The organism is Paenibacillus sp. ALE2 (assembly GCF_054113385.1).
Window position 1 is genome coordinate 3,071,853 of sequence record NZ_CM134213.1, and the last position, 23,478, is coordinate 3,095,330.

The following is a 23,478-nucleotide window of genomic DNA, read 5'->3' on the forward strand; positions in this document are numbered from 1 at the left end:
GTTTATCCAGTAGGGAAAGCTCATTTCGGAGTGCGGGCTGAACCCGCCGGGATGCTCCCGTTACCAGTGAAAACAAGGCGATCGATCGTCCGTTAAGCAGATGTTGGTGTGCGCTTGCACATGTGGCATTTCGTACAGAGGGGACGGCGATAACCAGGGTGGTACCGCGATACAATCGTCCCTGATCCGTTCAGGGGCGTTTTTCTATTTTTTATGGCCTGTGCCAGAAACCAGTGACACCATAATTAGGAGGCTACTTATATGAAAGCTAGTGAAATCCGCTCCAAATGGCTGGAGTTTTTTGAAAGTAAGGGACATGTGATTGAACCAAGCGCACCGCTTGTTCCACACAAAGATCCTTCCCTGCTATGGATTAATGCGGGTATGGCGCCGCTTAAGCCTTATTTTGACGGACGCGTAAAACCAGAAAATCCACGTATCGCCAATTCGCAAAAATGTATTCGTACGAACGACATTGAAAATGTCGGTAAAACGCGTCGTCATCATACGTTTTTCGAAATGCTTGGGAACTTTTCTATTGGCGACTATTTCAAGGAAGAAGTCATCACATGGGCATGGGAGTTTCTGACAGACCCGAAATGGATTGGCTTTGATCCAGAACGTCTGGCTGTAACGGTATATCCTGAGGATGAAGAAGCGTATAAGCTGTGGAATGAAAAAATTGGACTTCCGGCTGAACGTATCATCAAACTGGAAGACAATTTCTGGGATATCGGTGAAGGCCCTTGCGGACCTTGTACGGAAATTTTTTATGATCGTGGCGAAGCCTACGGCAACGACATGACAGACCCTGAAATGTATCCAGGGGGAGAAAATGAGCGTTATCTGGAAGTGTGGAACCTCGTATTCTCACAATTTAACCATAACAAAGATGGCAGCTACACGCCGCTTCCCAATAAAAATATAGATACAGGAGCTGGTTTGGAACGTTTTGCATCCATTTTGCAAAATGTCGATTCCAATTTTGATACGGATATCTTCCAGCCACTAATCCAGAAAACGGCTGCCATGGCAGGAGTTAAATATAACGACAATGTGGACAGTGATGTGGCTCTCAAGGTCATTGCTGACCATGTTCGTACCGTGACTTTCGCGATTGGTGACGGTGTACTTCCTTCCAACGAAGGACGGGGTTACGTCATTCGCCGTTTGCTGCGCCGGGCTGTTCGCTATGGAAAGATGTTGGGCATGAACCGACCATTTATGTTTGAACTAGTGGAAACCGTTGGGGACATCATGGGCGTGTACTATCCTGAAGTCGTGGACAAGCGTGATTTCATCATCAAGGTGATTAAAACAGAAGAAGAGCGTTTCCATGAAACATTGACAGACGGATTAGCTATTTTGGCTGATATCAGTGCTCAGGCAAAGGCCGAAGGCCGCAATGTCATTAGCGGAGCAGATGCTTTCAAGCTGTATGATACGTATGGGTTCCCATTTGATCTCACAGAGGATTATGCGGACGAGCAGGGCTTGAAAGTTGATCGTGAAGGTTTTGATGAAGCGATGCAGGAACAGCGTCAACGTGCGCGTGACGCTCACCAAGACAATGCCAGCATGAAGATTCAGGGCGGAGCTTTGTCCGATCTGGCGGTTAAAAGTGAATTTGTTGGATATAATGACCTCATAACTGAGTCCAAAATTGTGGCAATTGTATATAATGATATGCTGGTGGAGAGTGTTAGTGAAGGGCAGTCCTGTCAGGTCGTGCTGGATGTGACTCCTTTTTATGCCGAAAGCGGCGGACAAGTCAGTGACCATGGCTTACTGCGTGGTGGAACGGTAACCTCGAAGGTTGAAGGGCTGTTCAAGGCGCCGCAAGGTCAGCATGTGCATCAGGTCGTTGTAGAAGCCGGTGAGCTAAACGTAGGCGACACGGTAAAAGCTGAAGTAGATCAGGCTTCACGTGGAGAAATTGAGAAGAATCATACGGCTACGCATTTGCTTCACAAAGCGCTTAAAGAAGTACTGGGTGACCATGTCAATCAGGCGGGTTCCTTGGTAGAACCTGGGCGTCTGCGTTTTGACTTCTCCCATTTTGGTAGCATTACCCCAGAAGAGCTGGCAGATATTGAACTGCGGGTTAACCGTGCCATCTGGAGCCAACTGGATGTGACTATTGAACTGAAACCGATTGACGAAGCCAAGGCGCTTGGAGCGATGGCGTTGTTTGGTGAGAAATATGGTGATATTGTACGGGTCGTTAAGGTTGGCGATTACAGCATCGAGCTGTGCGGAGGATGTCATGTCAGCAATACTTCGCAAATTGGCTTGTTCAAGCTTGTTAGCGAGAGCGGCATCGGATCAGGTGTACGTCGTATTGAAGCAGTGACCGGACGTTTTGGTTTTGAGTACATGGAAGGTCAATTAGAGCTGTTGAAGGTGTCGGCTGGGCTGGTTAAATCCAAGCTGTCCGAGGTGCCAAAACGCATCGAATCTTTGCAGCAACAGATCAAAGACCTCAGTCGTGAAAATGAATCACTGCAAAGCAAGCTGAGCGCTATTGAGGCGGGTCAACTGACTGATCAGGTTGTGCAAGCTGGCGGAGTGCAGTTGTTGGCTGCACGCGTGCAGGCCTCCAGCATGGATGCGCTGCGTGCAATTGCTGATGAGCTGAAAAGTAAGCTTCCTGCAGCTGTGCTGGTGCTAGGCGCTGCAATGGACGACAAAGTTAATTTTGTCGTTGCTGTCCCAGCTGAGCATACCAAGGCAGGACTTCATGCAGGTAAGCTCGTGAAAGAAATTGCGGCCGTATGCGGCGGCGGTGGCGGCGGACGACCTGACATGGCGCAAGCCGGGGGTAAGGATGCGAGCAAGCTGGACGAAGCACTTCAACGTGCACATGAATTGGTGTCAGCAGCCTCACAAGGATAAAGTTCGATAATTTTTGCGGATTTTTGGAAAAAAACGGACTTAGACATTTCCTTGAAGGGCTTTGCTTATGGTATGATATAAAAGAATAAGCTGGCATAAACATGTACACATGTTTTGTGGAAGCGAGGTGTCAACAATGGATTCCATGGACAAAACGGTCAAATTTAATGTCAAGGCGGATGAGAAGGAAGCTTCTGCTCAGGAGATTTTGTTGACCGTATATGATGCGTTGGTAGAAAAAGAATACAATCCGATCAATCAAATCGTCGGGTATTTGCTATCCGGTGATCCGGCTTATGTGCCACGGCATAATAATGCTAGAAGCCTGGTGCGCAAAAAAGAACGCGATGAATTGATTGAAGAGCTGGTTCGTTTCTATCTCGCTAAGCATCGTTAGGAGACAGGCATGAAAGTAATGGGATTGGATTACGGGGATCGCCGAATTGGGGTCGCCGTAAGTGATGCCTTCGGCTGGACCGCCCAAGGATTGGAAGTCATAGAACGACGCGGTGACGACAGCGAGTTCGGTAAAATTGCAAATTTGGTTCGTGAACATGAAATTGGCGAGGTTGTTGTAGGCTTGCCGAAAAATATGAACGGAACCGTGGGTCCACGCGGTGAGATTTGCATTGAGTTTGCGAACCGGCTCAAGGAGTTACTGGGTTTACCCGTTCACCTTTGGGATGAACGGCTGACGACGCGTTCGGCAGAGCGTGCGCTTCTGGAGGCCGACGTCAGCCGCAAAAAACGCAAGCAGGTGGTAGATAAACTGGCCGCAAGCCTGATCTTGCAAAATTATTTGGACGCACACAGTACAAGGTGAGGGGGATTTCGTAATGGCTGAAAATCAATTGGGTATGGAAGAAGAGCCGGAAATTATTTATATTGCCGATGACGAGGGCAACGAGGAAGAGTTCGAGGTCATTATGAAGTTTGAGGTAGATGGTTCCGAAGCAAAGTACATGATGGTTGCGCCAGTGGACCCTGAAGCTGATGAGTCCGATGTGTACGCCTTCCGCTACGAGGAAGAAGGCGATGATATTAAATTGTTTGTGATCCAAGACGATGCCGAATGGGAAATCGTCGAAGAGACCTTTAATACATTTGTAGAGGAAGAAGAAGAGGAAGACGGGAAATGACGAGCTATTCACGTGAAGACCTGAGCTGGACCTCTGATTTGAAAGAAGCTTTTGATGGTGACGTAGAGTTGCAGGATGAACAGGGTCATGCGTTACGCATGGAGTTGGAAGCAGAGTTCAAGGTAGGTGAGCAACTGTACGCCGTATTGCGTAGACCTGGCGCTGCTGCTGGCGAACATGAATTATATCATGTAAGCTCATCCACAGACGGCGAAATCTCCATCACCACCATTGAAGATGATGATGAGTGGGAAGATATTTCTGAGCTGTACGACGAATGTACGTTGCCGGAAGAGCTGTAAGTCTGGATAACGAGGAGATCAAACCTGAAAGGGCGGACCAGTCCGCCCTTTTTGGCTGTGAAGGAGTTGGGTGGATGTGAAGCGAAGGACAAGGATGCTTACATTGCTTCTCGTGCTTGTTTGTATAGCAGGAGGTGCAATCTTCTATATATGGAATGCCATGCAGCCTGTTCAGCCCAAAACACAACCCGTTGCTTTTACGGTGGTAAGGGGTACGGGAACATCGGCTATTGCAGATACGCTGGAGCAAAAGGGACTTATACGTAATGCGCTCGTGTTTAAGGCTTATGTAAAATTCAAACAGCAAGGAAACGCATTTCAGGCTGGAAAATATGAAGCGCAGCCTGGCGCAACCTTTGATCAGTTGATTGCCAAGCTATCGGCTGGGGACGTAGTCAAAGAGGAAATGATTCGTTTTACAATCCCGGAGGGTTTTACGATTAGACAGATGGCAGATAAACTGCAAAAGGAAGGACTGGCGGACCGGCAGCAATTTTTGCAGCTGGCCAACGATCCGTCCGCTTTTGACGTCACGCTGGTGCGGGACATACCAAAGCAGACGGGGCTTCGCTATGCGCTGGAAGGCTATCTTTTCCCGGAAACCTATGAACTGAAAAAAGGAAGCACAACCAAGGATATCATTCAGACGATGCTGGAGCAGACGCAAAAACGTCTGGATACCATTTCTGACTTGGATGCCGGGTTGCAGCAACGGGGTGAAACACTGCATCAGCTGCTGACAGTTGCTTCTCTGGTAGAGCGCGAGGTAGTTGTAGACGATGAGCGGCCTGTCGTAGCTGGCGTTATTTATAACCGTCTTCAACAGGATAAAAAGCTGGAAATTGATGCTACAGTTCAATATATGCTGGACAAGCAAAAGGAACGACTGTATTACAAGGATTTGGCTGTAGAAAGTCCTTATAATACGTATATGCATCAGGGACTTCCGCCAGGACCGATTGCAAGTCCCAGTCTGAAATCAGTGGTGGCGGCTCTACAGCCAAAATCTACAGATTATTTATTTTATGTGACCAAAAAAGATGGGACACATAAACATTTATTTGCCAAAACATATAAAGAACATTTGCATAACATTCAGATAAGTAACCGTAAGACAAATTAGGAGGTGAGCCTATGGCTTACAAACCCGAACTGCTGGCAACTGCCAGCTCTCCGGAGGATGCCCGCCATATGCTGGAGGCTGGAGCAACTGCATTGCTGATTGGAGATGACCGCTTTGGCATGCGACTGCCAGGACATTTTACCCCGGACCAAATCCGTGAGGTTGTGGAAGAGGCACGGAAGCATGCAGCGCAGGTATATGTATCTATGACGAATTTGATGACGAATGAGCTATTGCCACTTCTTCCCGAATATGTGCAGACCATAGCTGGATGCGGCGTAGACGCCATTGAGTTTAATGATCCAGCAGTGCTCATGGCTGTGAAGGAATATGCCCCTCATCTGAAACTCTTCTGGAACGGAGAGATGATTTCTACCAACTTCGCAACCGCCAACTACTGGGGTGAAAAAGGGGCGTCACGTGTCATCTTGGCTCGTGAGCTCAGTATGGATGAAATTACGGAAATGATTCCAAAGTTGAACATAGAAGCACAGGTTCAGGTACATGGAATGACCAATATTTATCACTCCAAGCGTAAGCTTGTTCAAAGCTATATGCTGCACCAAGGTCGCACGGTAGAAGGTGATCTCGGTAGAGGGCGTGGCTTGTTTCTGATTGAAGCAGAGCGGAAGGAAGAGAAGTTCCCCATTTACGAAGATATCAACGGGACACATATTATGAGTTCGGATGATTTTTGTATCATGGAGGATCTGCATATTCTGATGGAGGCGGGCGTGCACAGCTTTAAGATCGAGGGCTTGTTGAAACCTACCGCTTACAATGAGGCAGTTGTCCGTGCTTACCGTAAAGCTATAGACAGTTATACAGCCGACCCGGATGCTTATGTTTATGATGAAAGCTGGCTGGATGAGGTTCGCCGCCTTCAAGACCCTGAACGGGAACTTTCCTTCGGATTTTTCTACAAAGAGCAGGTTTATTAATTACAAAATGAAATTACAGAGGGGGGAACGTCATGGGAACGATCACCAAAACGAGAAAATATACAGGTAAACGAAATCGTTTGGATAAGCCGGAGTTGTTGGCTCCTGCCGGAAATCTAGAAAAGCTGAAGTTTGCCGTTCACTATGGCGCGGATGCTGTATATATAGGTGGGCAAAAATACGGTCTGCGTTCTAACGCCGATAATTTCAGTTTTGAAGAAATGCGTGAAGGTGTGGAATTCGCCAACAAGTACGGTGCTAAGGTGCTTGTGGCGACTAATATCTATGCTCACAATGAAGATATTGCCGGAATTGAGGAATACTTGCGCAATCTGTATGAAGTAGGAATTCATGCTGTTATCGTCGCTGATCCGGCTATTGTATCCGTGGCATTGCGGGCAGTTCCCGGATTGGAAGTGCATTTGAGCACACAGCAGTCCACGCTGAATTGGCAAGCGGTAAAGTTCTGGAAAGACGAGGGACTGCCGCGTGTGGTACTCGGACGTGAAACCAGCTTGGAGGAAATCGAAGAAATTAAAAAGCATGTGGACATCGAAATCGAAGCTTTTGTCCACGGTGCAATGTGCTCTTCATTTTCCGGTCGCTGTGTGTTATCCAATCATTTTACAGACCGAGATTCTAATCGTGGAGGATGTTGTCAGTCTTGCCGCTGGAAATATGATTTGTTTGAGGATGCCCGTCCAGGTGAGGTTTGGATATCTGAGGAAGAGGCACAGGACAACAATGTACTAAAACAGTTCCAGCTTGGCGTTAACCAGCTTCCATTGTTTGAAGAGAGCGATAATGCTTTTTCTATGGGTTCCAAGGATCTGTGTATGATTGAAAATATTCCTGATCTGATTGATGTGGGTGTAGACAGCTTTAAAGTGGAGGGACGTATGAAGTCCATCCACTATGTGGCTACGGTCGTGAATGTCTACCGTCAAGCGATTGATTCCTATATGGCTGATCCGGAAAATTATGTACTCAAACCAGAATGGATTGAAGAAATTAACAAGGCAGCCAATCGTCCGTTAAATACTGGATTCTTCTATGATACACCGGATCATGAGGATCATATTTATGAGCCGGAAGAAAAAGCGGTCCCTTATGATTTTGCCGGACTGGTCATGGACTACGATGCTGCAAGTGGCATCGCAACGATTCAACAACGCAACCATTTTAAACCAGGTCATGAAATTGAATTTTTCGGTCCGAACGGAACCTTTTTCAAGCAAACGGTCGGAACGATCTGGGATGAGGAAGGCAACGAATTAGATGCTGCACGTCATCCGCTTCAACGAATCAAAATGAAGGTAGATCAGCCTGTATCATATTTTGATATGATGCGTAAAAAGAAGTAAATAAGTCTTAAGTCACAAGTTAAAAGATTCAAAAGCCTCTCCTATCGGTTGGAGAGGCTTTTTTTTGAATAGTTTTCTAGGAAAAAAGTTTCACAAAATTTAGTGGGTACTCAAAGGAAAGCTACATTCCTTGTCGAATAGTTCCGATAGAGACTATATAGATAATAGATACATAATGGATGACGTGGAACAAGAAACTAATTATATAGTGGTAGGTGAGAGGAATGGGTTTTCGGAAAAAAGAGGGGAATACAGCAAAAAGGCAACCCAAGAAAAAGGATCAAATGAAAGGTTTAAAAGGAAGTAAAGTAACAACGGATAAAGGGGAGGAGACGGTTGTGATGTCTTCGAAGGGGACTCCCTGGGTACCTGAGGTCTTACGTAAATGCACAAACAATTTAAAGCGTTTACTTAAGCCTGAAAGATACAGTAAGGATTTTATGCATTTAGTCAAAAACTATAATCCGATCCGTTCGGTTGGGATGAAGTTGTTTCTGATCTTTTTTGCGGCCATTATGTTATTTGTGGTCAGCTTGGGAATGCTCTCGTACTACAGAGCTAAAAGCACGATTGAGCAAAATGCAGCTACAGCGTATCAGCAAACGGTTCAGCAAACTTCGGAAAAGCTTGATATTATTTTAGAGCGCTTTCAAGACACATCGACACAGGTATTTTTCGATACTGAATTAAGTGATCAGTTGCAAAAGGCTGTAAAGCAAGATAAAAATCCCTTTGCATCTTTTGTTGCTATGGGAGAAGTAAACAAGAAATTAACCAATATTGCTTTTACAAATAAAGCGATAGATTCATTGTATTTGTACCCGGAAGAAACCAGTTTAGCTGCAATGGGTACCGGAACACAAAAGGATGTACGGCAGGAAGCATGGTTTAAGGATATTTTGAAAAACAAGGGAATGGTTTGGCTACCTACGCAGGTGAATGACAATGGCAGCAAGACCTTTCGTCTGGCACGATCCATGAACAGCATGTCCGGGTTGGGAGGGACTTATGTTCTGGTTATGGATTTAAAGGCTAGTGCGGTAGAGGACGAGTTAAAAGGTGTTAATTTGGGCTCAGGCAGTATGATTAGCTTAGTGACAGACAAGGGGGAGTTTGTAGGTTCTAACAATGAGAGCTTGGCCGGAGGAAAGACAAAGCTGGATTACGTTTCCAAGCTTGAAGGGATCGAAGGAAATCAAATTATGGAGCAGGTAGCAGATGGCAAAGAGCAAAGTGTGCTTACAGTTCATAATACACTGGGAACTTCCAAATGGATTCTCGTGGGTGTAGTACCTGTATCTGAGCTGGTGAGAGACGCTAAGGGGATTCTAACTACGACATGGGTATTTGCTGCGGTGGCTGCACTCATTGCATTGTTCATCGGCCTATGGATCGTGCGCCTCGTGGCTCGTCCACTGACACACCTGAAGGATTTAATGATTGAAGGCGCCAAAGGCAACTTGCAAATCCGAACGAACTATAAGGCTCAGGATGAAATTGGGCAGTTGTCCGCTAGCTTTGATACAATGATGGAGCAAATTACACTGCTGGTAGAACAGACGAATGCATCAGCACAGGAGGTACTGAATACAGCGACGGAACTGAGTGATGCCTCGAAGAAGACAGCCGTTTCAGCCAAAGAAATTGCAGCTGCGACGGAAGAGATTGCTCATGGTGCCACCAGTTTAGCAACAGAGGCGGAACGTGGTAGCGGATTAACGGGGAATATATCCCAGAAAATGGATACGGTTATGACTTCTAATTATGAAATGAGTCTGGTCGCACAAGAAGTTGAACAGTCCAGTGAAAAAGGGACAATTCAGCTGAAAAATCTATTGAGCAAGACTAAAGTTACGGAAGAAACTACGCATGCTTTGGTAGGCAAAGTAGATGAACTGAAGAAGACAACTTCCGATGTCTTTAAGGTGCTGGACGTATTGCAGGATATTGCTAAACAAACGAACATTCTATCCCTGAATGCGACGATTGAAGCGGCACGAGCAGGGACAGCCGGGCGTGGTTTTATGGTGGTTGCAAATGAGGTCCGTCAGTTGGCAGAACAATCACGTCAAGCCATTCGTACAGCTACAGGGATTACGAATAATATCGTCAATGAGATGAATGAAACGGTGCAAGCGTTATCTGAAGTGTACCCGCTGTTCCGGGAGCAGATGGGAGCCGTACGAGAAACGACGGACATTTTCCAATCGGTGCAGCAGCAAATGGGCGAGTTCGCGCTTCGGTTGGGAACAGTCACCGCCTCCATTCATCATCTGAGTGAATCGCAGACTACTTTGTCTGAGGCAATGACCAATGTTAGTGCGGTAGCCGAGCAATCCTCTGCTACTTCGCAGGAAGTCGCTTCTCTCAGTAATGAGCAGGCCAATATCGGTAATCAGCTGGTAGGCTTGTCTGATAAGCTGGAAGGAGTTTCAGTGAATTTGAAAGAACAGCTTTCAAGGTTTACAGTGTAGGTGTTGTAAAATCAAGGTTATCAGGGAAATCTCTTAAGAAGGAAAGCAGATTATGAATACAAACACAAAGTGGGCCTGGGTGGTTCTAGCCATTACTATTTTTATAACGGTATATTATTCGTTAGATGAAATTTTAGGTTGTAGCCCATATTCATCACTAGATATCCAATAAATTCGGTAACCCATTCAACATTACATGTTGAGTGGGTTTTCTTTTTCCATCACCGGACATACTACTGGAAAAATGATGAAAGGAGGATGGATGTGTCTAGGCGTCATAGCAGTTTCATTCGTCACCGTCGAATTGCATATATAGCCCTGGGGATCATGGTATCGCTACTGATTTTATGTTTCCGACTGGCTTGGATTCAGGGAACAGCGGGTATTCATTTGTCACTTTATGGGGGGCATTCGCTTAAAGAAATGTCAGTACGTCAGCGACAGGAAGGAATCGCTATTGATACTGGGCGTGGACAGTTTACGGACCGACACGGGCAGCCCTTGACTGGAGGAGTCGTATGGACGCCAGTGCTTTTTCCCGATGTAGATGGCCGAGCAGCTTCGCATGGACAGGAGCTGGCCAAGTTATTGCATACGAGTAAAGGGCAACTGTTGACGCAATGGAAGGGGCTGCAATCTCCGCTCATATGGAGGGATGGACGTGGAGAGCCTGTACAAATCCATCCGAATGAAGCGGGCAGACTGCTGAAGTTAGCCCCTTCGCTCATAGAGCTTGTACCGTATGCGCAACGTTATAGGGACTTGCCCAATGGCAGACAATGGCTTGGTTTTATGTATGAACGTGGTGAACGAGCAAGTGAACTACCGATGGGGGCAGCTGGCCTGGAAAGAACGCTAGAGCCGCTGCTAAGCGGCGTTGGTGAGACATTCGTCTCTCGGTTTGTAGATGCCCAACGTCGTCCATTGACTCATGTCCCGCTTCGTGTCAGTGCTCCATCCAATAGTCACTATCCATTACAGGTGCAGACTACAATTGATCTCCCGTTGCAGGAACAGATTGAGAAGCTGACAGAATCTAACCACTTGGCAGAAGGAGCAGTCGTTGTGCTTGATGCAGGCAACGCGGATGTGATGGCGATGGTGTCTCGTCCTTTCTATAATCCCGCTCATGTTGATCCGCAGCAGAAAACAGACTGGTCTAATCGTGCTCTCAAAGCAGTAACGCCTGGTTCTATTTTTAAGTTGGTTACGGCTGCGGCTGCACTTGAATCAGGTGTGGTTCAACCGCAGGAGCAATTTCATTGTCATGGAGCCTATGGCAAGTACGGCTTGTCATGCTGGAAAAAAGAAGGACACGGAACCCTGAACCTGGAGGAAGGGCTTGCCGTATCCTGTAATAGTGTGTTCGCCCATCTCGGCGAACGGCTTAACGCCGAGCAAATTCAGGCCGCAGCCTCTGCACTAGGATTGAGTCGAACCGTGGGCTGGCAGGACCGGGATCTGGCAGGACTACCTCAATTCAGACCGATGGATCACGAAGAAAAGGGAGCCGTATTCGGCTCCCATACAAATGCATCTGATCCAGGCGTACGTGTGCAGACAGCTATCGGCCAGCGTGATGTGCTGGTGACGCCTCTCCAAGCAGCTAACCTCATCGTCACCTTGCTGCACGATGGTCAAGTACATGCACCGCGCATCGTAAAACGCGTCAGCTACGCAGACGGAAGCACCTTGCTGGAGCTACCTGCTCACGCTGCTCCTTTACCCCAAGGCAGCCGCTCGATTCGCACATCCACGGCTCATACGCTTCGTGAAGCAATGGAACAAGTTGTGACACACGGTACAGGTGCCTCCTTGCGTAACAAAACCTGGAAGCTGGCCGGTAAATCGGGTACGGCCCAAGCTTTAAAAAACGGTCGCCCCATAAATCACCAGTGGTTTATTGGTTACGGTCCGATAGAGCGGCCACGTTATGCGGTTGCCGTTCTTGTGCAAAATGCTTCAACGCATGCTGCAAATCAGGCCACAGCACTGTTCGGCCAAGTCATGGATCTGCTAGCTCAATCCTCTTGAGTCCTGCGAGTAGCTTCACGCTCTTCCTCCTGAATTTTGACGATAAAAGGAGGCTCGTCAAATTCCTCAGTCGGAAACCGAATCCATTGCTGCAAATAACCTTGCTGCCACAATTCCTTGAGCAAAATGATCAGAATGGGGGATAGGATTAATCCGGCCAATCCGAAGATGGATAACGATATAATGGCAAAGGAAAGCATTAGATAGGCAGATGAGACGCCGATAGAATTACCAGTAATTTTGGGCTCCGCCAACTGGCGCACAATCACGGTGACAGCCATGACAATAAGCAAGCCTACAGCCAAGCCGGTATTCCCCGTGATGAACAAATACACTGCCCACGGAATAAAGATAACAGGTACACCCAACAACGGCAGAATATCAAACAAAGCTGCTACGAGCGCCAACGATAGGGCATTATCTACTTGCAAAATGAGTAAACCTATAAATACGAGCACAAAGGTAATTCCTACCAGTAAGGCTTGAGCCTTGAGAAAGGCGGAAATGGCTTTAAGTACATGATTTTTTAGAAAAAGGTACGCCGTTTTTAGTGTCTTCGGTGTTTTACTGCGGGCAATTCCTTTCCAGAGATTAATTTCCATACTCAAAAAGAACGCTAAAATGATGGCAACCGCAAAGTTGCCCATAAAAACAGTGAAAGAGCTGAGAAATTGAATGAAAAAAGATAACCCTAGCTGTGCCCATTTCGTAGCAATGGTGGTAGCAGTCGCAAAATAATCATTCACACGTTCGGTAACACCCGGAGGCAAGGCAGCAATTTTATCTTGAGAAAGATGAAGAATCCGCGTGAATTCCGTTTGGATAATCTGGGTATAATGTGGGAGGTTTTGCGCGACTTTTGTAAATTGAGTAACCAGGATCAGGCCCAATCCGAAAAAAATAGCCATTAATAAGATGATAAACAGCAATACGGAGAGTGCGGAGGCGAAGGGTTTTTTCATGCCTTTGCGATGAAAATAACGGGCAGCAGGTTCAATGCACCAAAACACGACGAATGAAAGGAACACAGGTGCTGCTAGCTGATACAGCTTGCTGGATACGAACATAATTAAATACACGGTTAATACGATCAGACCGATATCAAAAACAGTACGCCAATATTTTTTGTACAATGGAAGCATATGTATACAACGACTCCTTTAAGATTTTTATTTATTGTACACTAAATTGAATCTCAATGCTGACCAGTAGCAATGGCAAAATCTCGGCATGCTTACATCATTGTGATAACATATAAGTAAGTGAGTTTTCCTCAGGAGGCCTGCTTGGAAGTTCAGAATAGAAAAGTGGGGATAAAACGTGCAGACTTTGCTGTTATGGATGTTTTACATTTCAACTTTTTATGCTTTTATTCCGGCGCTGGTGAGTCGTATATTTGGTTTCCGGGTGTTTAGGCGTGGCAAAAGTGACCAAGAATATGCGCTAACCTTTGATGATGGTCCTGATCCAGTCTATACACCACAGTTGCTCGATTTACTCAAGCGTTTTGATGCCAAGGCTACTTTTTTTGTTGTAGGGTTGAATGCCGAAAAACACCCTGAGCTTCTGAAGCGCATGCATGATGAAGGTCATCTGATCGGTATTCACAATTATGTGCACAAATCGAATTGGCTTATGCGGCCTGTTACTGTTAGAAGACAAATTGCCCAGACAGAGTCAGTCATTCGTCGAGTAACTGGCGAAGGAACGACCTTTTATCGTCCACCTTGGGGGATTGTGAACTTTTTTGATATTTCCAAAAACAATGGTCGTCGAATCGTATTATGGTCCTCTATGTTTGGTGACTGGAAGGCCAGCATTGGAGCGAAACAATTAGCAGAAAGAATGCTCAAAAAGCTGAGGGGTGGCGAGGTGATGCTGCTCCATGACTGTGGTACGACCTTGGGGGCAGACGCAGAAGCGCCACAGAATATGCTCATTGCGCTAGAAAAGCTATTGAGGGTCGCCCAGGAACGGCAATTACGCAGCGTCCGCGTGGATACATTGTTTTGCCGTCAATCTGGCTATCATTCCACTGTCTCCTGCTTGTCCAGTACAGATTGGATGAAAAGAACGATGGTATTCGGATGGCTACAATACGAGCGCCTTTTTCACGCCTTGTTCCGCCTTCGTCCTGTTAGCAAGGATAACACGATCTTTTATTATCGTCGCCGTATCTATCATGGACCCAATATTAACATGGAGAATGGTAGGTGGCTGGAAAAAGGGGATCCCATAATTGAGCTTCATTTTGACAATAAAATGTTGTTTCAATTGGGATCGTCGGCAAAGTCCTTGGTACATCTAGCGATTCAATTGATTCGAGTTGTGAAAAGGCAACTGCCTGATCTTACTCAACGGGTTGTACATGATTCTGGTATGAAGGGTGTAAAGGCGATCTATGCAGTAAGTATGATTCATCGAGGACCTGAAAAATTAGGCTTTCAAGTTCGGGAGCTTCCCCAAGGACTGTTTAAGCATGCATCTACTGTATATTTAAAGCTGTTATTTCGTATTATCCATCCTTCGGGTTCAGAACAATTGAATGAAAAAAAAGAGGTCATGATACCGAAACTAATCGTGATGCCCATTGATACCTTGTTTGATCGTTTCCAACCGGGGGATTCGCACCGGGCAGACCAGGCTTTTGATCCAACTGATCAAAGGGATGTTGTTCATACACTCAACAGTGAAATGATAGAAGAAGGTGAGCCTATGTATGCTTCGATTAGGGCTTCACAAACAGCGGATACAGGATCAAGCAGTTGACCTAATAAAAAAAGCCACTCGATCCTTTGTAGGGGTCGAGTGGCTTTTTAGTAGTTCATATAATAATCTATATTGGCAAAGCACTTAGATTTTCATAATTCCGCCGTTACTTGCGTTCGTCACCAGCTTGGAATAACGGGCCAGGTAGCCTGTCTTTACTTTCGGCTCGAAGCCTTTCCAATTGGCACGACGACGGTCGAATTCTTCGTCCGTAATGTGAAGCTCAATCTTACGATTGTTCAGGTCTAGCTCAATGATATCGCCGTCCTCAACAAAAGCGATAGGTCCGCCTTCTGCTGCTTCGGGGGAAATATGACCGATGGAGATACCACGGGAAGCACCTGAGAATCGTCCGTCTGTAATCAGACCAACCTTGGCACCAAGCCCCATGCCCACGATTTGTGAAGTCGGAGCGAGCATTTCAGGCATACCAGGTCCGCCCTTAGGACCTTCATAACGAATAACAACAACATGTCCTTCGGCAATTTTACCGTTAGCGATGCCAGCCAGTGCATCTTCCTGTGAATCAAAGCAGATGGCAGGGCCTTTGTGATAACCGCCAACAGAAGGATCAACCGCACCGACTTTAATAATGGAGCCTTGTGGTGCCAAATTGCCGAATAATACAGCTAGACCGCCGCGCTCGGAATAAGGGTTGTCCAATTTGTGGATGACGTTAGTGTCCAAAATTTCTTGACCCTCTACGTTTTCACGAAGGGTTTTCCCAGTTACAGTAATACAGTCACCATGCAATGCGCCCGGTTTCTTCAATAGCTCATTCAGCACTGCGCTTACGCCACCTGCATTATGAACATCCTCAATGTGATAGTCGGAAGCAGGTGCCAATTTGGACAAATGAGGTACACGGTTCGCGACTTCATTGATGCGTTCGATAGGGTAGTCAACCTCAGCTTCATGGGCAAGTGCCAATGTATGCAATACGGTATTCGTAGAACCACCCATTGCCATATCCAGTGCAAATGCATTATCAATGGCTTCTTTCGTCACGATATCACGTGGTTTGAGATCAAGCTTAATCAATTCCATCAATTGGCGCGCAGATTGTTTGACGAATTCTTTGCGTTCTTCTGCTACGGCGAGGATGGTGCCATTACCTGGCATAGCCAGTCCCATCGCTTCTGCGAGACAGTTCATAGAATTCGCTGTGAACATTCCTGAACAGGAGCCGCAAGTTGGACAGCCGTATTGTTCTAGCTCAAGCAAACTTTGATCATCGATTTTGCCAGCCTGGAATGCACCTACACCTTCGAAGACGGAAGTCAGGGAAATAGAGCGTCCGTTCTTATCTTTACCAGCTTTCATAGGACCGCCGCTGACGAAAATAGTCGGAATGTTAACACGCAATGCCCCCATCATCATGCCAGGGGTAATTTTATCGCAGTTAGGAATACATACCATGCCGTCAAACCAGTGAGCGGAAACGACAGTTTCCAGAGAGTCTGCAATAATTTCACGACTTGGCAGAGAATAACGCATACCGATGTGTCCCATGGCAATGCCGTCATCTACACCAATAGTGTTAAATTCGAAAGGTACACCGCCTGCTTCACGAATGGCCTGCTTGACAATTTTGCCAAATTCCTGCAAATGGACGTGGCCCGGTACGATGTCAATATACGAGTTGCATACCGCAATAAACGGTTTGTCAAAATCTTCTTCTTTGACGCCCGCTGCGCGCAGCAAGCTGCGGTGAGGAGCGCGGTCAAAGCCTTTTTTAATCATATCGGAACGCATTTTCGTCTTAGCTGTCATGATGCTGGTTTCCCCCCAAAGTATAAAAATGGTATGGCGTTCAATGAACGCCGTAATAGCGCAGATGTTTTCTAAAGAGTCTATCATAGTTGTGCGCATATTTCTACATATATGAGGATTTTGAAAAAAGTATAGAAGTGTTCTGTAAGCAACAATATATAGATAGGAACAGTTTTATTTATCTATATATTGCATCTGTAAGGATTTGAATTGGATTCTTCAAAACTCTGATATCCTGATATATTAGCCTATCGGATAAATAGGAAAAGCCCATTCCGTAATAAACGGAAGGGCTCAGACTTGTTTTTATGTTAAAGGGGGGTGGAATATAAAACTATATTTTAATTTCTGCCACCTTTACGACCGATGTCTCTATAGAAATTTTTGTCATGCGACTCAGCTGTAGCATCGCCGCCCTTTTTGCCGATTTCCTGATAAAACTCTTTATCATGTGAGTTTGCGGTTGCTTGTCCGCCTTTCTTGCCAATCTCCTGATAAAATTCCTTATTGTGCTTCTTGGAGGTAGCTTCCCCACCCATACGGCCTGCTTCTTCGCGACTCATTTTACCCTGATTTTGATTACGTGCCATTACAAATCACTCCTTATTAAAAGTTGTTTTTTGTTGCGCGTATCATTTACTTACCACATCTTGCCTGTATGAAACAGGCACTATGCGCGAAGTAAAGAGGGGGAAACCCACTTCCATTCTCGTCTGTAAGTGGGTTGTCGCGTGCTGATTGTGAAATATAAATGGATAAAAAGTTACGCAGACCGTCTAAAAAGATAAGGAGCGGGCTTCAACATCCACTCTACCTGTGGCTCAATCAGAGGCCGTGTTGCAGTTCGAACCCAAGGCATGGTCAACAGACAGCACAGACCTGTGGCGCACACTAGAATCAACATGACTTCCACAGGAGTATCTATATACTCGTAGACCCCCTTTGCAACAACGGAACGGACGATTAAGCCATGCAGCAAAAAGACATATAATGTACGTCGTCCCATCTCGGTTATACGTCCTGTGACGGCTGGAACAAAGCTTAGAAACGCCATAGATGCTATCCATTGAACTCCATAAATGCCGATACGGTAAATCCCTGCGTACCATTCGGTATGGCCCAGTTCACCATAAGTCATGTTGCCATATAGCCAGCCTGCCGGGATGCCAAAATACGACGTTCCAGCCAGTACCATAAGTAAAAGAGATACAATACCGGCGATTATACGGACAGGTGTTGTGAAGAAGCGTCGAACGTCGGCATAATTCAAATGATAACCTGCTACAAAGTAAGGCAAATAAACAAAGGTTCTGCATACGCTTAGCCATATACCGTCTACGGGGAGATATCCGACAAGGATACCCAGCAGCACGGATATACCCAGTTGGAAGACTGGTGGTATTTTCTGGAAAGATAGCAACAGCAGTCTCCAGCAGATGTGGCTGGCAAGGAACCAAAGCAGCAGATAAGGAGCAAAAAAAGAATGATGGATATGGGGAACGTGAAAGATTACGACATCCAAAATTGAATAAAGGGATTGGAAAATCAGATATTGCATACCGATCTGAAGCAGAACCTTTTGTCCTGCGAGACCCGTTAAAGTGGTTTTGGCAAAGTAGCCTGTAACGAGAACAAACAACGGCATATGAAACATGAATATCCAGCTGAACCATTGTTGGGCAAGATGAAGTGAACCGACTAATGGCTCCAGGGCGTTTCCTGCAAATACGCATATAATCAACAGAAATCGCAAATTGAGAAAAAAGCTTTCCCCTTGTACATCATGGCTTGTCGTCATGTGTTTCCCTCCGAACGGCTTCTGCCGACTAAACTATTTAAAAAATAATTCTTTACAAGGAACAAGGTACGATACTCTGGATTGTAACATTGTGATTTTATTCACAATAGTAAGCGTTATCATGTCCTTTTTATGTGGCGAAAGCTTGAACACGGAATAAAGATGGGCTTATGTCTGGAAACGTGTGCTAATTTGACCCTGTACAGGCAACGATGTTACCCTAACAAGGTTATAGTTATGCTAACAAATACAGCGACACCATTTAGATTCAAGTTACGAATCACGAGGTACGAAAGTCGAAAGGAACTTATACGATGAGAAGAAGAACAAGAAGATCATACAACTCCTATGGAACACGCGGATCTCGGAAAATATGGAAAATTCTTTTAGGCATCCTAATTGTCATTGTGCTAATTGCGGGTTGGGGAGCATGGAAGGTATTTACGCCTTATCAGCCTGACGAGACGGCTGCTGCTGCATTAGCCGAAATAGCAGATACTGTGAAAGTAGATGAGCAAGAGCATTGGTTAAGTTTTGAGCCTACCGAAGGAAGTGGATCAGGAGTCATTTTGTACCCAGGAGCGTTGGTTAAACCCGAAAGCTATGCGCCCTTGGCACGCCGTCTGGCAGAAAAGGGTCACCATGTGATCATTGTAAAAATGCCACTGAACCTTGCATTGATCTCACCGGATTTGGCGAATGAAGTGCTAAAGGCGTACCCGAAGGAAGCCTTTGTTATTGGAGGACATTCGTTAGGTGGTGTGATGGCGGCCCGATATGCAGCTGCACATCCTGATCAGGTTAAAGGTGTATTTTTCCTTGCTTCCTACCCGGATAACAAGGGTAATTTAAAGGATAAAAATCTGCCAGTGATTTCTCTACTAGGAAGTGATGATGGAGTCATCCAGATGAAAAATGTCCAAAGTGGGAGAACTTATTTACCTGCCAACACGCTGTATTTTACAGTCGAAGGGGGGAACCATGCCCAATTTGGCAGTTACGGTGCCCAGAAAGGGGATAACCCTGCGAAAATTAGCGCCGTTGAGCAATGGAATCAGACGGTAACGGCTTTACAGGACTGGATGAAAGAGAGTGTAGATTCAGCTCCTAAGAACCCGTAAAGGAGGTGTGATGCATGTCTGAGCTGATCGTGCAGGGGAAGCGATACTCATGCCGTGGCATCTTATTCGATAAAGATGGCACACTACTGGATTTTATTCAGTTGTGGGGCCCTTGGGCTCGTTCTATACTGGATATGATGGAGCAGCATCTTGTCGTGGCGGGAGCCGGTTTTACGATGGAGAAAGGCAACATTCTAGGCACTGTTCACGATCAGGAGGGGCGTGTGATCGGTTACGATCCTTCTGGTCCGCTGGCAATGGGGACGGTGGATGAAAGTACAGGTGTGCTGGCTTGGCAGCTTTATACTGCCGGTGTTCCGTGGAATGAAGCTGTGCGGCTTGTCCGCGAATTTAATAAAACAGCGATGGCTGACGTCCGCCGACATCGGGCAGCGAAGGTGTTTCCGGGGTTGCGGACCTTATTGGAGCAAAGTCGCCTTGCCGGATTGAAGCTGGCGGTTGTGACCTCTGACAGTACAGAGGCTGCACAAGAGCATTTGGAGTGGATGGGGCTGACATCCTATTTTGACGAGATCATCGGACATGATAGGGTTACATACGGCAAGCCTGACCCGGAAATGGCTGAAACAGCTTGCGCGTTACTAGGGCTGTCGCCAGCGGACGTGGTAGTGATCGGAGACAGTAATGGGGATATGCAGATGGGCAAGCGTGCCGGAGTACGGCTAGCCATTGGATTTGCGCCGGAACCGGAGCGTTCCGGTCATTTGCTGGATGCGGATAAGGTGGTTCGTGGATATAAAGAGCTGGAGGTGCGTAGAGCATGAAAGTTAATACGTTGGCGGATTGGATACAGCAATCGCATAATATTGTTTTTTTCGGCGGAGCAGGGACATCGACGGAAAGTGGTATTCCAGATTTTCGTTCAGCAGCAGGCTTGTATCAGAGCGAGGAAAAATTACCTTATTCTCCCGAGGTTATGCTTAGCCGCTCTTTTTTTGTGAAGCATCCTGAAGTATTCTTCGGTTTCTATCGCAGCAAAATGCTGCATCCCGATGCGAAGCCGAACGGCTGTCATCATTTCCTCGCGTCTTTGGAAAAGCAAGGCCGTCTTAAAGCGGTTGTGACGCAAAATATTGACGGATTACACCAGGCTGCAGGGAGTATGAATGTAATGGAGCTTCACGGCTCGATACATCGCAACTACTGTATGGAATGCGGCCGCTTTTACGGTCTAAATGAAGTGATGAACAGTTCCGAGATTGTACCTAAATGTCCGTTAGATGGAGGAATGATTAAACCGGATGTCGTTTTATATGAGGAAGAGTTGAATCAAGATACCCTTATGCAATCCATTCAGGCCATTTCTCAAGCAGATCTGCTGTTAATTGGAGGAACGTCACTAACAGTCCATCCTGCGGCAGGCTTGATTACTTATTTTCGCGGAAAACATACAGTGCTGCTGAATACAGACCCCACCTCATATGATCACAAGGCGGATCTTTTAATCACTGAACCGATCGGTAAGGTTATGGAAAAACTTGCTCATCAATTGGGCTTGTAATCGTTTTCTTGTCAACGCCCGGATAAAAGCGCTATGATGATGTTGTGATGGACATAACAATGTTTCGAGAGAGGCTGTGATAGCATGGTTTATTTAGCTGGCGAAGATCGTTATGAAAGTATGAAATATAACCGTACAGGGAGATCAGGTCTTAAACTGCCCGCTATTTCGCTGGGCTTGTGGCACAATTTTGGCGGGATTAACAACGCGGAGAATGGTCGCAGCATGATTACTCGCTCCTTTGATCTGGGCATTACGCATTTTGATTTAGCTAATAACTATGGTCCTCCTGCGGGTTCAGCTGAGGAATTTTTCGGACAAGTGTTAGCCAGTGATATGAAGCCGTACCGGGATGAATTGGTTATCTCCACCAAAGCAGGCTACCATATGTGGGAAGGTCCATATGGTGACTGGGGATCTCGCAAGTATATGATATCCAGTCTGGATCAGAGTCTGAAGCGAATGGGGCTGGACTATGTCGATATATTCTACTCTCACCGCTTCGATCCGAATACGCCGCTGGAAGAAACGATGGGAGCACTGGATCATATCGTACGTTCCGGTAAAGCGCTGTATGTGGGTGTGTCTAATTATAGTGCAGAGCAAACGGCAGAAGCAGCTCGTATTTTGAAGGAGCTTGGCACACCGATGTTGATCCATCAGCCGAGATACTCTCTGCTTGACCGCTGGATTGAAAATGGATTACAAGATGTACTGGACGAAAACGGGATAGGCAGCATTGCCTTTTGCCCACTGGCTCAGGGACTGCTGACCAATAAATATTTGAACGGAATCCCCGAGGATTCACGTGCAGCAAGCACATCGGTTTTCCTGAATGAGAACCATGTGACGCCTGAAACTCTTCGCAAGGTGCGCGCCTTGAACCAGATGGCTGCTGCACGTGGACAAAGTTTGGCTCAATTCTCACTGGCATGGGCTCTACGCGGTGAACGTCTGACCTCTGTCCTGATTGGGGCTAGCCGTGTAAGCCAAATCGAAGAAAATGTTGAAGCCTTATCCAATCTGGAGTTTTCACAGGAGGAGCTGGACCGGATTGATTCGATTCTAAATGCCGGGAACGGACAAGACAGCGGCACAGCCTAATGACAAAAGGCATTTCGGAGTCATTGACCTAATTTCACATTCTCTTATACGATATATACTTAACAGCCCGCATTCGCTTGAAGGATGCGGGCTGTTTGTTATTGGCAGGGAGCTAGGGAAACCTGCCAAAGCTTACTTTACAACTGAGGATACTGCTTAACCTTGCTCCGGTACTCGGTTGGAGACTGACCACAGAAACGTTTGAATTGACGTGAGAAGTATAAAGCATCGGTTAAACCTACAGATGCAGCCACTTGCTCGACCGACAGCTCAGGACGTTCACGCAGCAGTTGACGTGATTTGTCGATCCGTAGCTTAAGCAGATAGGTGACGGGGGAGACGCCCGTTTCTTTTTTGAATATTCGTGATAAGTATGCACGGTTATAACCAAGCCCTTCAGACATTTGCTCAATGGATACGGGATGTGCGTACTGAGTGGACATATATTGAACCATTTGTTTGACTGTTCGTCGAATTTGCGAATCCGCCCCAGACGGATCAGTCCAGTCACTCAGGTAATTACTTGCTTCCCCCATAATTAGGTACAAGTAGCCCAAGGCTGAGAGATGAGAGCTAGATTTTCTGCTGTAAAAGGCCAATTGCATTTGTTCCAAATAACCGGGAATAGGACTTTGTTCAACAGCATGGAAAACAGGCTGATGAACACGCAGTCCTGCCTCTTGCACCACCTGCTCCGTATGGTGTCCGGTAAAGGCAGACCAACGATAGCGCCACGGTTCCTCTTCATCAGAGGTATAGCTCACCAGCTGACCGGGATGAATAAGGAAAAAATCGTTTTTTTTAAGCTGATATGTGTGCTGTTCTGTTCGAAAGATGCCTTTGCCCGACTCTACAAAGTGGAGCAGATAGTAATCATAGATTTTCGGCCCAACGGCATGACCGGATTTGGTCTGGCTCTCTCCTGCAAAAAGCACATGCAGCGGGCTATTTTCATAAAACACCGGATTAGAGGCGACAGCATAACTATATGAATGCGCTTGCAAAATAGAGTCATCCTTCCTGCATTTGTGAATAGTTTAGCGGATGCGGTATACTTACATTGTACATGTCCAAGTCACATTTATCCATAGCTTAAACACATGGATGCATTACATTGTG

Annotated in this window: 20 protein-coding genes; 15 read left to right on the forward strand and 5 right to left on the reverse strand. The window is 46.3% G+C overall.

Features of this window, described 5'->3' with window-relative positions:
- Positions 1–261 precede the first annotated feature (261 nt).
- The 10 genes from alaS (at position 262) to ACXHJ1_RS13520 (ending at position 12,272) form a co-directional block, all read left to right on the forward strand.
- Positions 262–2,895, forward strand: coding sequence for an alanine--tRNA ligase (gene alaS / locus ACXHJ1_RS13475; RefSeq protein ID WP_457904753.1), 2,634 nt, complete (start codon positions 262–264; stop codon positions 2,893–2,895).
- Between the two features lie 136 nt (positions 2,896–3,031).
- Positions 3,032–3,292, forward strand: a complete 261-nt coding sequence (locus ACXHJ1_RS13480) for an IreB family regulatory phosphoprotein (protein WP_007431624.1) — start codon at positions 3,032–3,034, stop codon at positions 3,290–3,292.
- Between the two features lie 9 nt (positions 3,293–3,301).
- The gene (gene ruvX, locus ACXHJ1_RS13485; protein ID WP_016819084.1) at positions 3,302–3,718 is read left to right on the forward strand and encodes a Holliday junction resolvase RuvX; all 417 of its coding nucleotides are present in this window, start codon (positions 3,302–3,304) and stop codon (positions 3,716–3,718) included.
- Positions 3,719–3,731: 13 nt separating this feature from the next.
- Positions 3,732–4,034, forward strand: coding sequence for a DUF1292 domain-containing protein (locus ACXHJ1_RS13490; protein WP_013372606.1), 303 nt, complete (start codon positions 3,732–3,734; stop codon positions 4,032–4,034).
- Entirely contained in the window at positions 4,031–4,336 is a 306-nt protein-coding gene (locus ACXHJ1_RS13495; protein ID WP_457904754.1) for a DUF1292 domain-containing protein, read from the forward strand. The genes ACXHJ1_RS13490 and ACXHJ1_RS13495 overlap by 4 nt, the downstream gene beginning before the upstream one ends.
- A gap of 94 nt (positions 4,337–4,430) precedes the next feature.
- Positions 4,431–5,459, forward strand: coding sequence for an endolytic transglycosylase MltG (gene mltG, locus ACXHJ1_RS13500; RefSeq protein ID WP_193190004.1), 1,029 nt, complete (start codon positions 4,431–4,433; stop codon positions 5,457–5,459).
- Between the two features lie 11 nt (positions 5,460–5,470).
- Positions 5,471–6,400 carry a peptidase U32 family protein gene (locus tag ACXHJ1_RS13505; RefSeq protein ID WP_016819081.1) on the forward strand — a complete coding sequence of 310 codons (930 nt, stop codon included), beginning with the start codon at positions 5,471–5,473 and terminating at the stop codon, positions 6,398–6,400.
- A gap of 32 nt (positions 6,401–6,432) precedes the next feature.
- Complete coding sequence (locus tag ACXHJ1_RS13510; protein ID WP_013372602.1) at positions 6,433–7,764, forward strand: peptidase U32 family protein; 1,332 nt, start codon at positions 6,433–6,435, stop codon at positions 7,762–7,764.
- A 224-nt stretch (positions 7,765–7,988) separates the two neighbouring features.
- Positions 7,989–10,238 carry a methyl-accepting chemotaxis protein gene (locus ACXHJ1_RS13515; protein WP_457904755.1) on the forward strand — a complete coding sequence of 750 codons (2,250 nt, stop codon included), beginning with the start codon at positions 7,989–7,991 and terminating at the stop codon, positions 10,236–10,238.
- A 258-nt stretch (positions 10,239–10,496) separates the two neighbouring features.
- On the forward strand, positions 10,497–12,272 hold the full coding sequence (locus tag ACXHJ1_RS13520; RefSeq protein WP_244944226.1) for a peptidoglycan D,D-transpeptidase FtsI family protein: 1,776 nt from the start codon (positions 10,497–10,499) through the stop codon (positions 12,270–12,272).
- Here the strand turns inward: ACXHJ1_RS13520 and ACXHJ1_RS13525 are convergent.
- The gene (locus ACXHJ1_RS13525) at positions 12,260–13,414 is read right to left on the reverse strand and encodes an AI-2E family transporter (RefSeq protein WP_016819077.1); all 1,155 of its coding nucleotides are present in this window, start codon (positions 13,412–13,414) and stop codon (positions 12,260–12,262) included. The genes ACXHJ1_RS13520 and ACXHJ1_RS13525 overlap by 13 nt on opposite strands.
- Before the next feature lie 178 nt (positions 13,415–13,592).
- Between ACXHJ1_RS13525 and ACXHJ1_RS13530 the strand changes: the two genes are divergently transcribed.
- Positions 13,593–15,041, forward strand: a complete 1,449-nt coding sequence (locus ACXHJ1_RS13530; protein WP_457904756.1) for a polysaccharide deacetylase family protein — start codon at positions 13,593–13,595, stop codon at positions 15,039–15,041.
- Positions 15,042–15,125: 84 nt separating this feature from the next.
- Here ACXHJ1_RS13530 and ilvD read toward each other — a convergent pair whose 3' ends face one another.
- From ilvD to ACXHJ1_RS13545, 3 genes are all read right to left on the reverse strand, one after another.
- Positions 15,126–16,814, reverse strand: a complete 1,689-nt coding sequence (gene ilvD, locus ACXHJ1_RS13535) for a dihydroxy-acid dehydratase (RefSeq protein WP_016819075.1) — start codon at positions 16,812–16,814, stop codon at positions 15,126–15,128.
- A 341-nt stretch (positions 16,815–17,155) separates the two neighbouring features.
- Positions 17,156–17,404, reverse strand: coding sequence for a KGG domain-containing protein (locus ACXHJ1_RS13540; protein ID WP_013372595.1), 249 nt, complete (start codon positions 17,402–17,404; stop codon positions 17,156–17,158).
- A 173-nt stretch (positions 17,405–17,577) separates the two neighbouring features.
- A complete protein-coding gene (locus ACXHJ1_RS13545; protein ID WP_340865293.1) occupies positions 17,578–18,612 on the reverse strand; it encodes an acyltransferase family protein in 1,035 nt (344 codons plus the stop codon).
- Positions 18,613–18,926: 314 nt separating this feature from the next.
- Between ACXHJ1_RS13545 and ACXHJ1_RS13550 the strand changes: the two genes are divergently transcribed.
- The 4 genes from ACXHJ1_RS13550 (at position 18,927) to mgrA (ending at position 22,359) form a co-directional block, all read left to right on the forward strand.
- Complete coding sequence (locus ACXHJ1_RS13550; RefSeq protein WP_107734578.1) at positions 18,927–19,733, forward strand: alpha/beta fold hydrolase; 807 nt, start codon at positions 18,927–18,929, stop codon at positions 19,731–19,733.
- Between the two features lie 14 nt (positions 19,734–19,747).
- On the forward strand, positions 19,748–20,518 hold the full coding sequence (locus ACXHJ1_RS13555; protein ID WP_107734579.1) for an HAD family hydrolase: 771 nt from the start codon (positions 19,748–19,750) through the stop codon (positions 20,516–20,518).
- Positions 20,515–21,255 carry an NAD-dependent protein deacylase gene (locus tag ACXHJ1_RS13560; protein ID WP_117289402.1) on the forward strand — a complete coding sequence of 247 codons (741 nt, stop codon included), beginning with the start codon at positions 20,515–20,517 and terminating at the stop codon, positions 21,253–21,255. The genes ACXHJ1_RS13555 and ACXHJ1_RS13560 overlap by 4 nt, the downstream gene beginning before the upstream one ends.
- A gap of 84 nt (positions 21,256–21,339) precedes the next feature.
- Positions 21,340–22,359, forward strand: coding sequence for an L-glyceraldehyde 3-phosphate reductase (mgrA, locus tag ACXHJ1_RS13565; RefSeq protein ID WP_017426735.1), 1,020 nt, complete (start codon positions 21,340–21,342; stop codon positions 22,357–22,359).
- 137 nt (positions 22,360–22,496) lie between these two features.
- Here the strand turns inward: mgrA and ACXHJ1_RS13570 are convergent, their stop codons facing one another.
- A complete protein-coding gene (locus ACXHJ1_RS13570; protein ID WP_457904757.1) occupies positions 22,497–23,363 on the reverse strand; it encodes a helix-turn-helix domain-containing protein in 867 nt (288 codons plus the stop codon).
- Between the last annotated feature and the right edge of the window lie 115 nt (positions 23,364–23,478).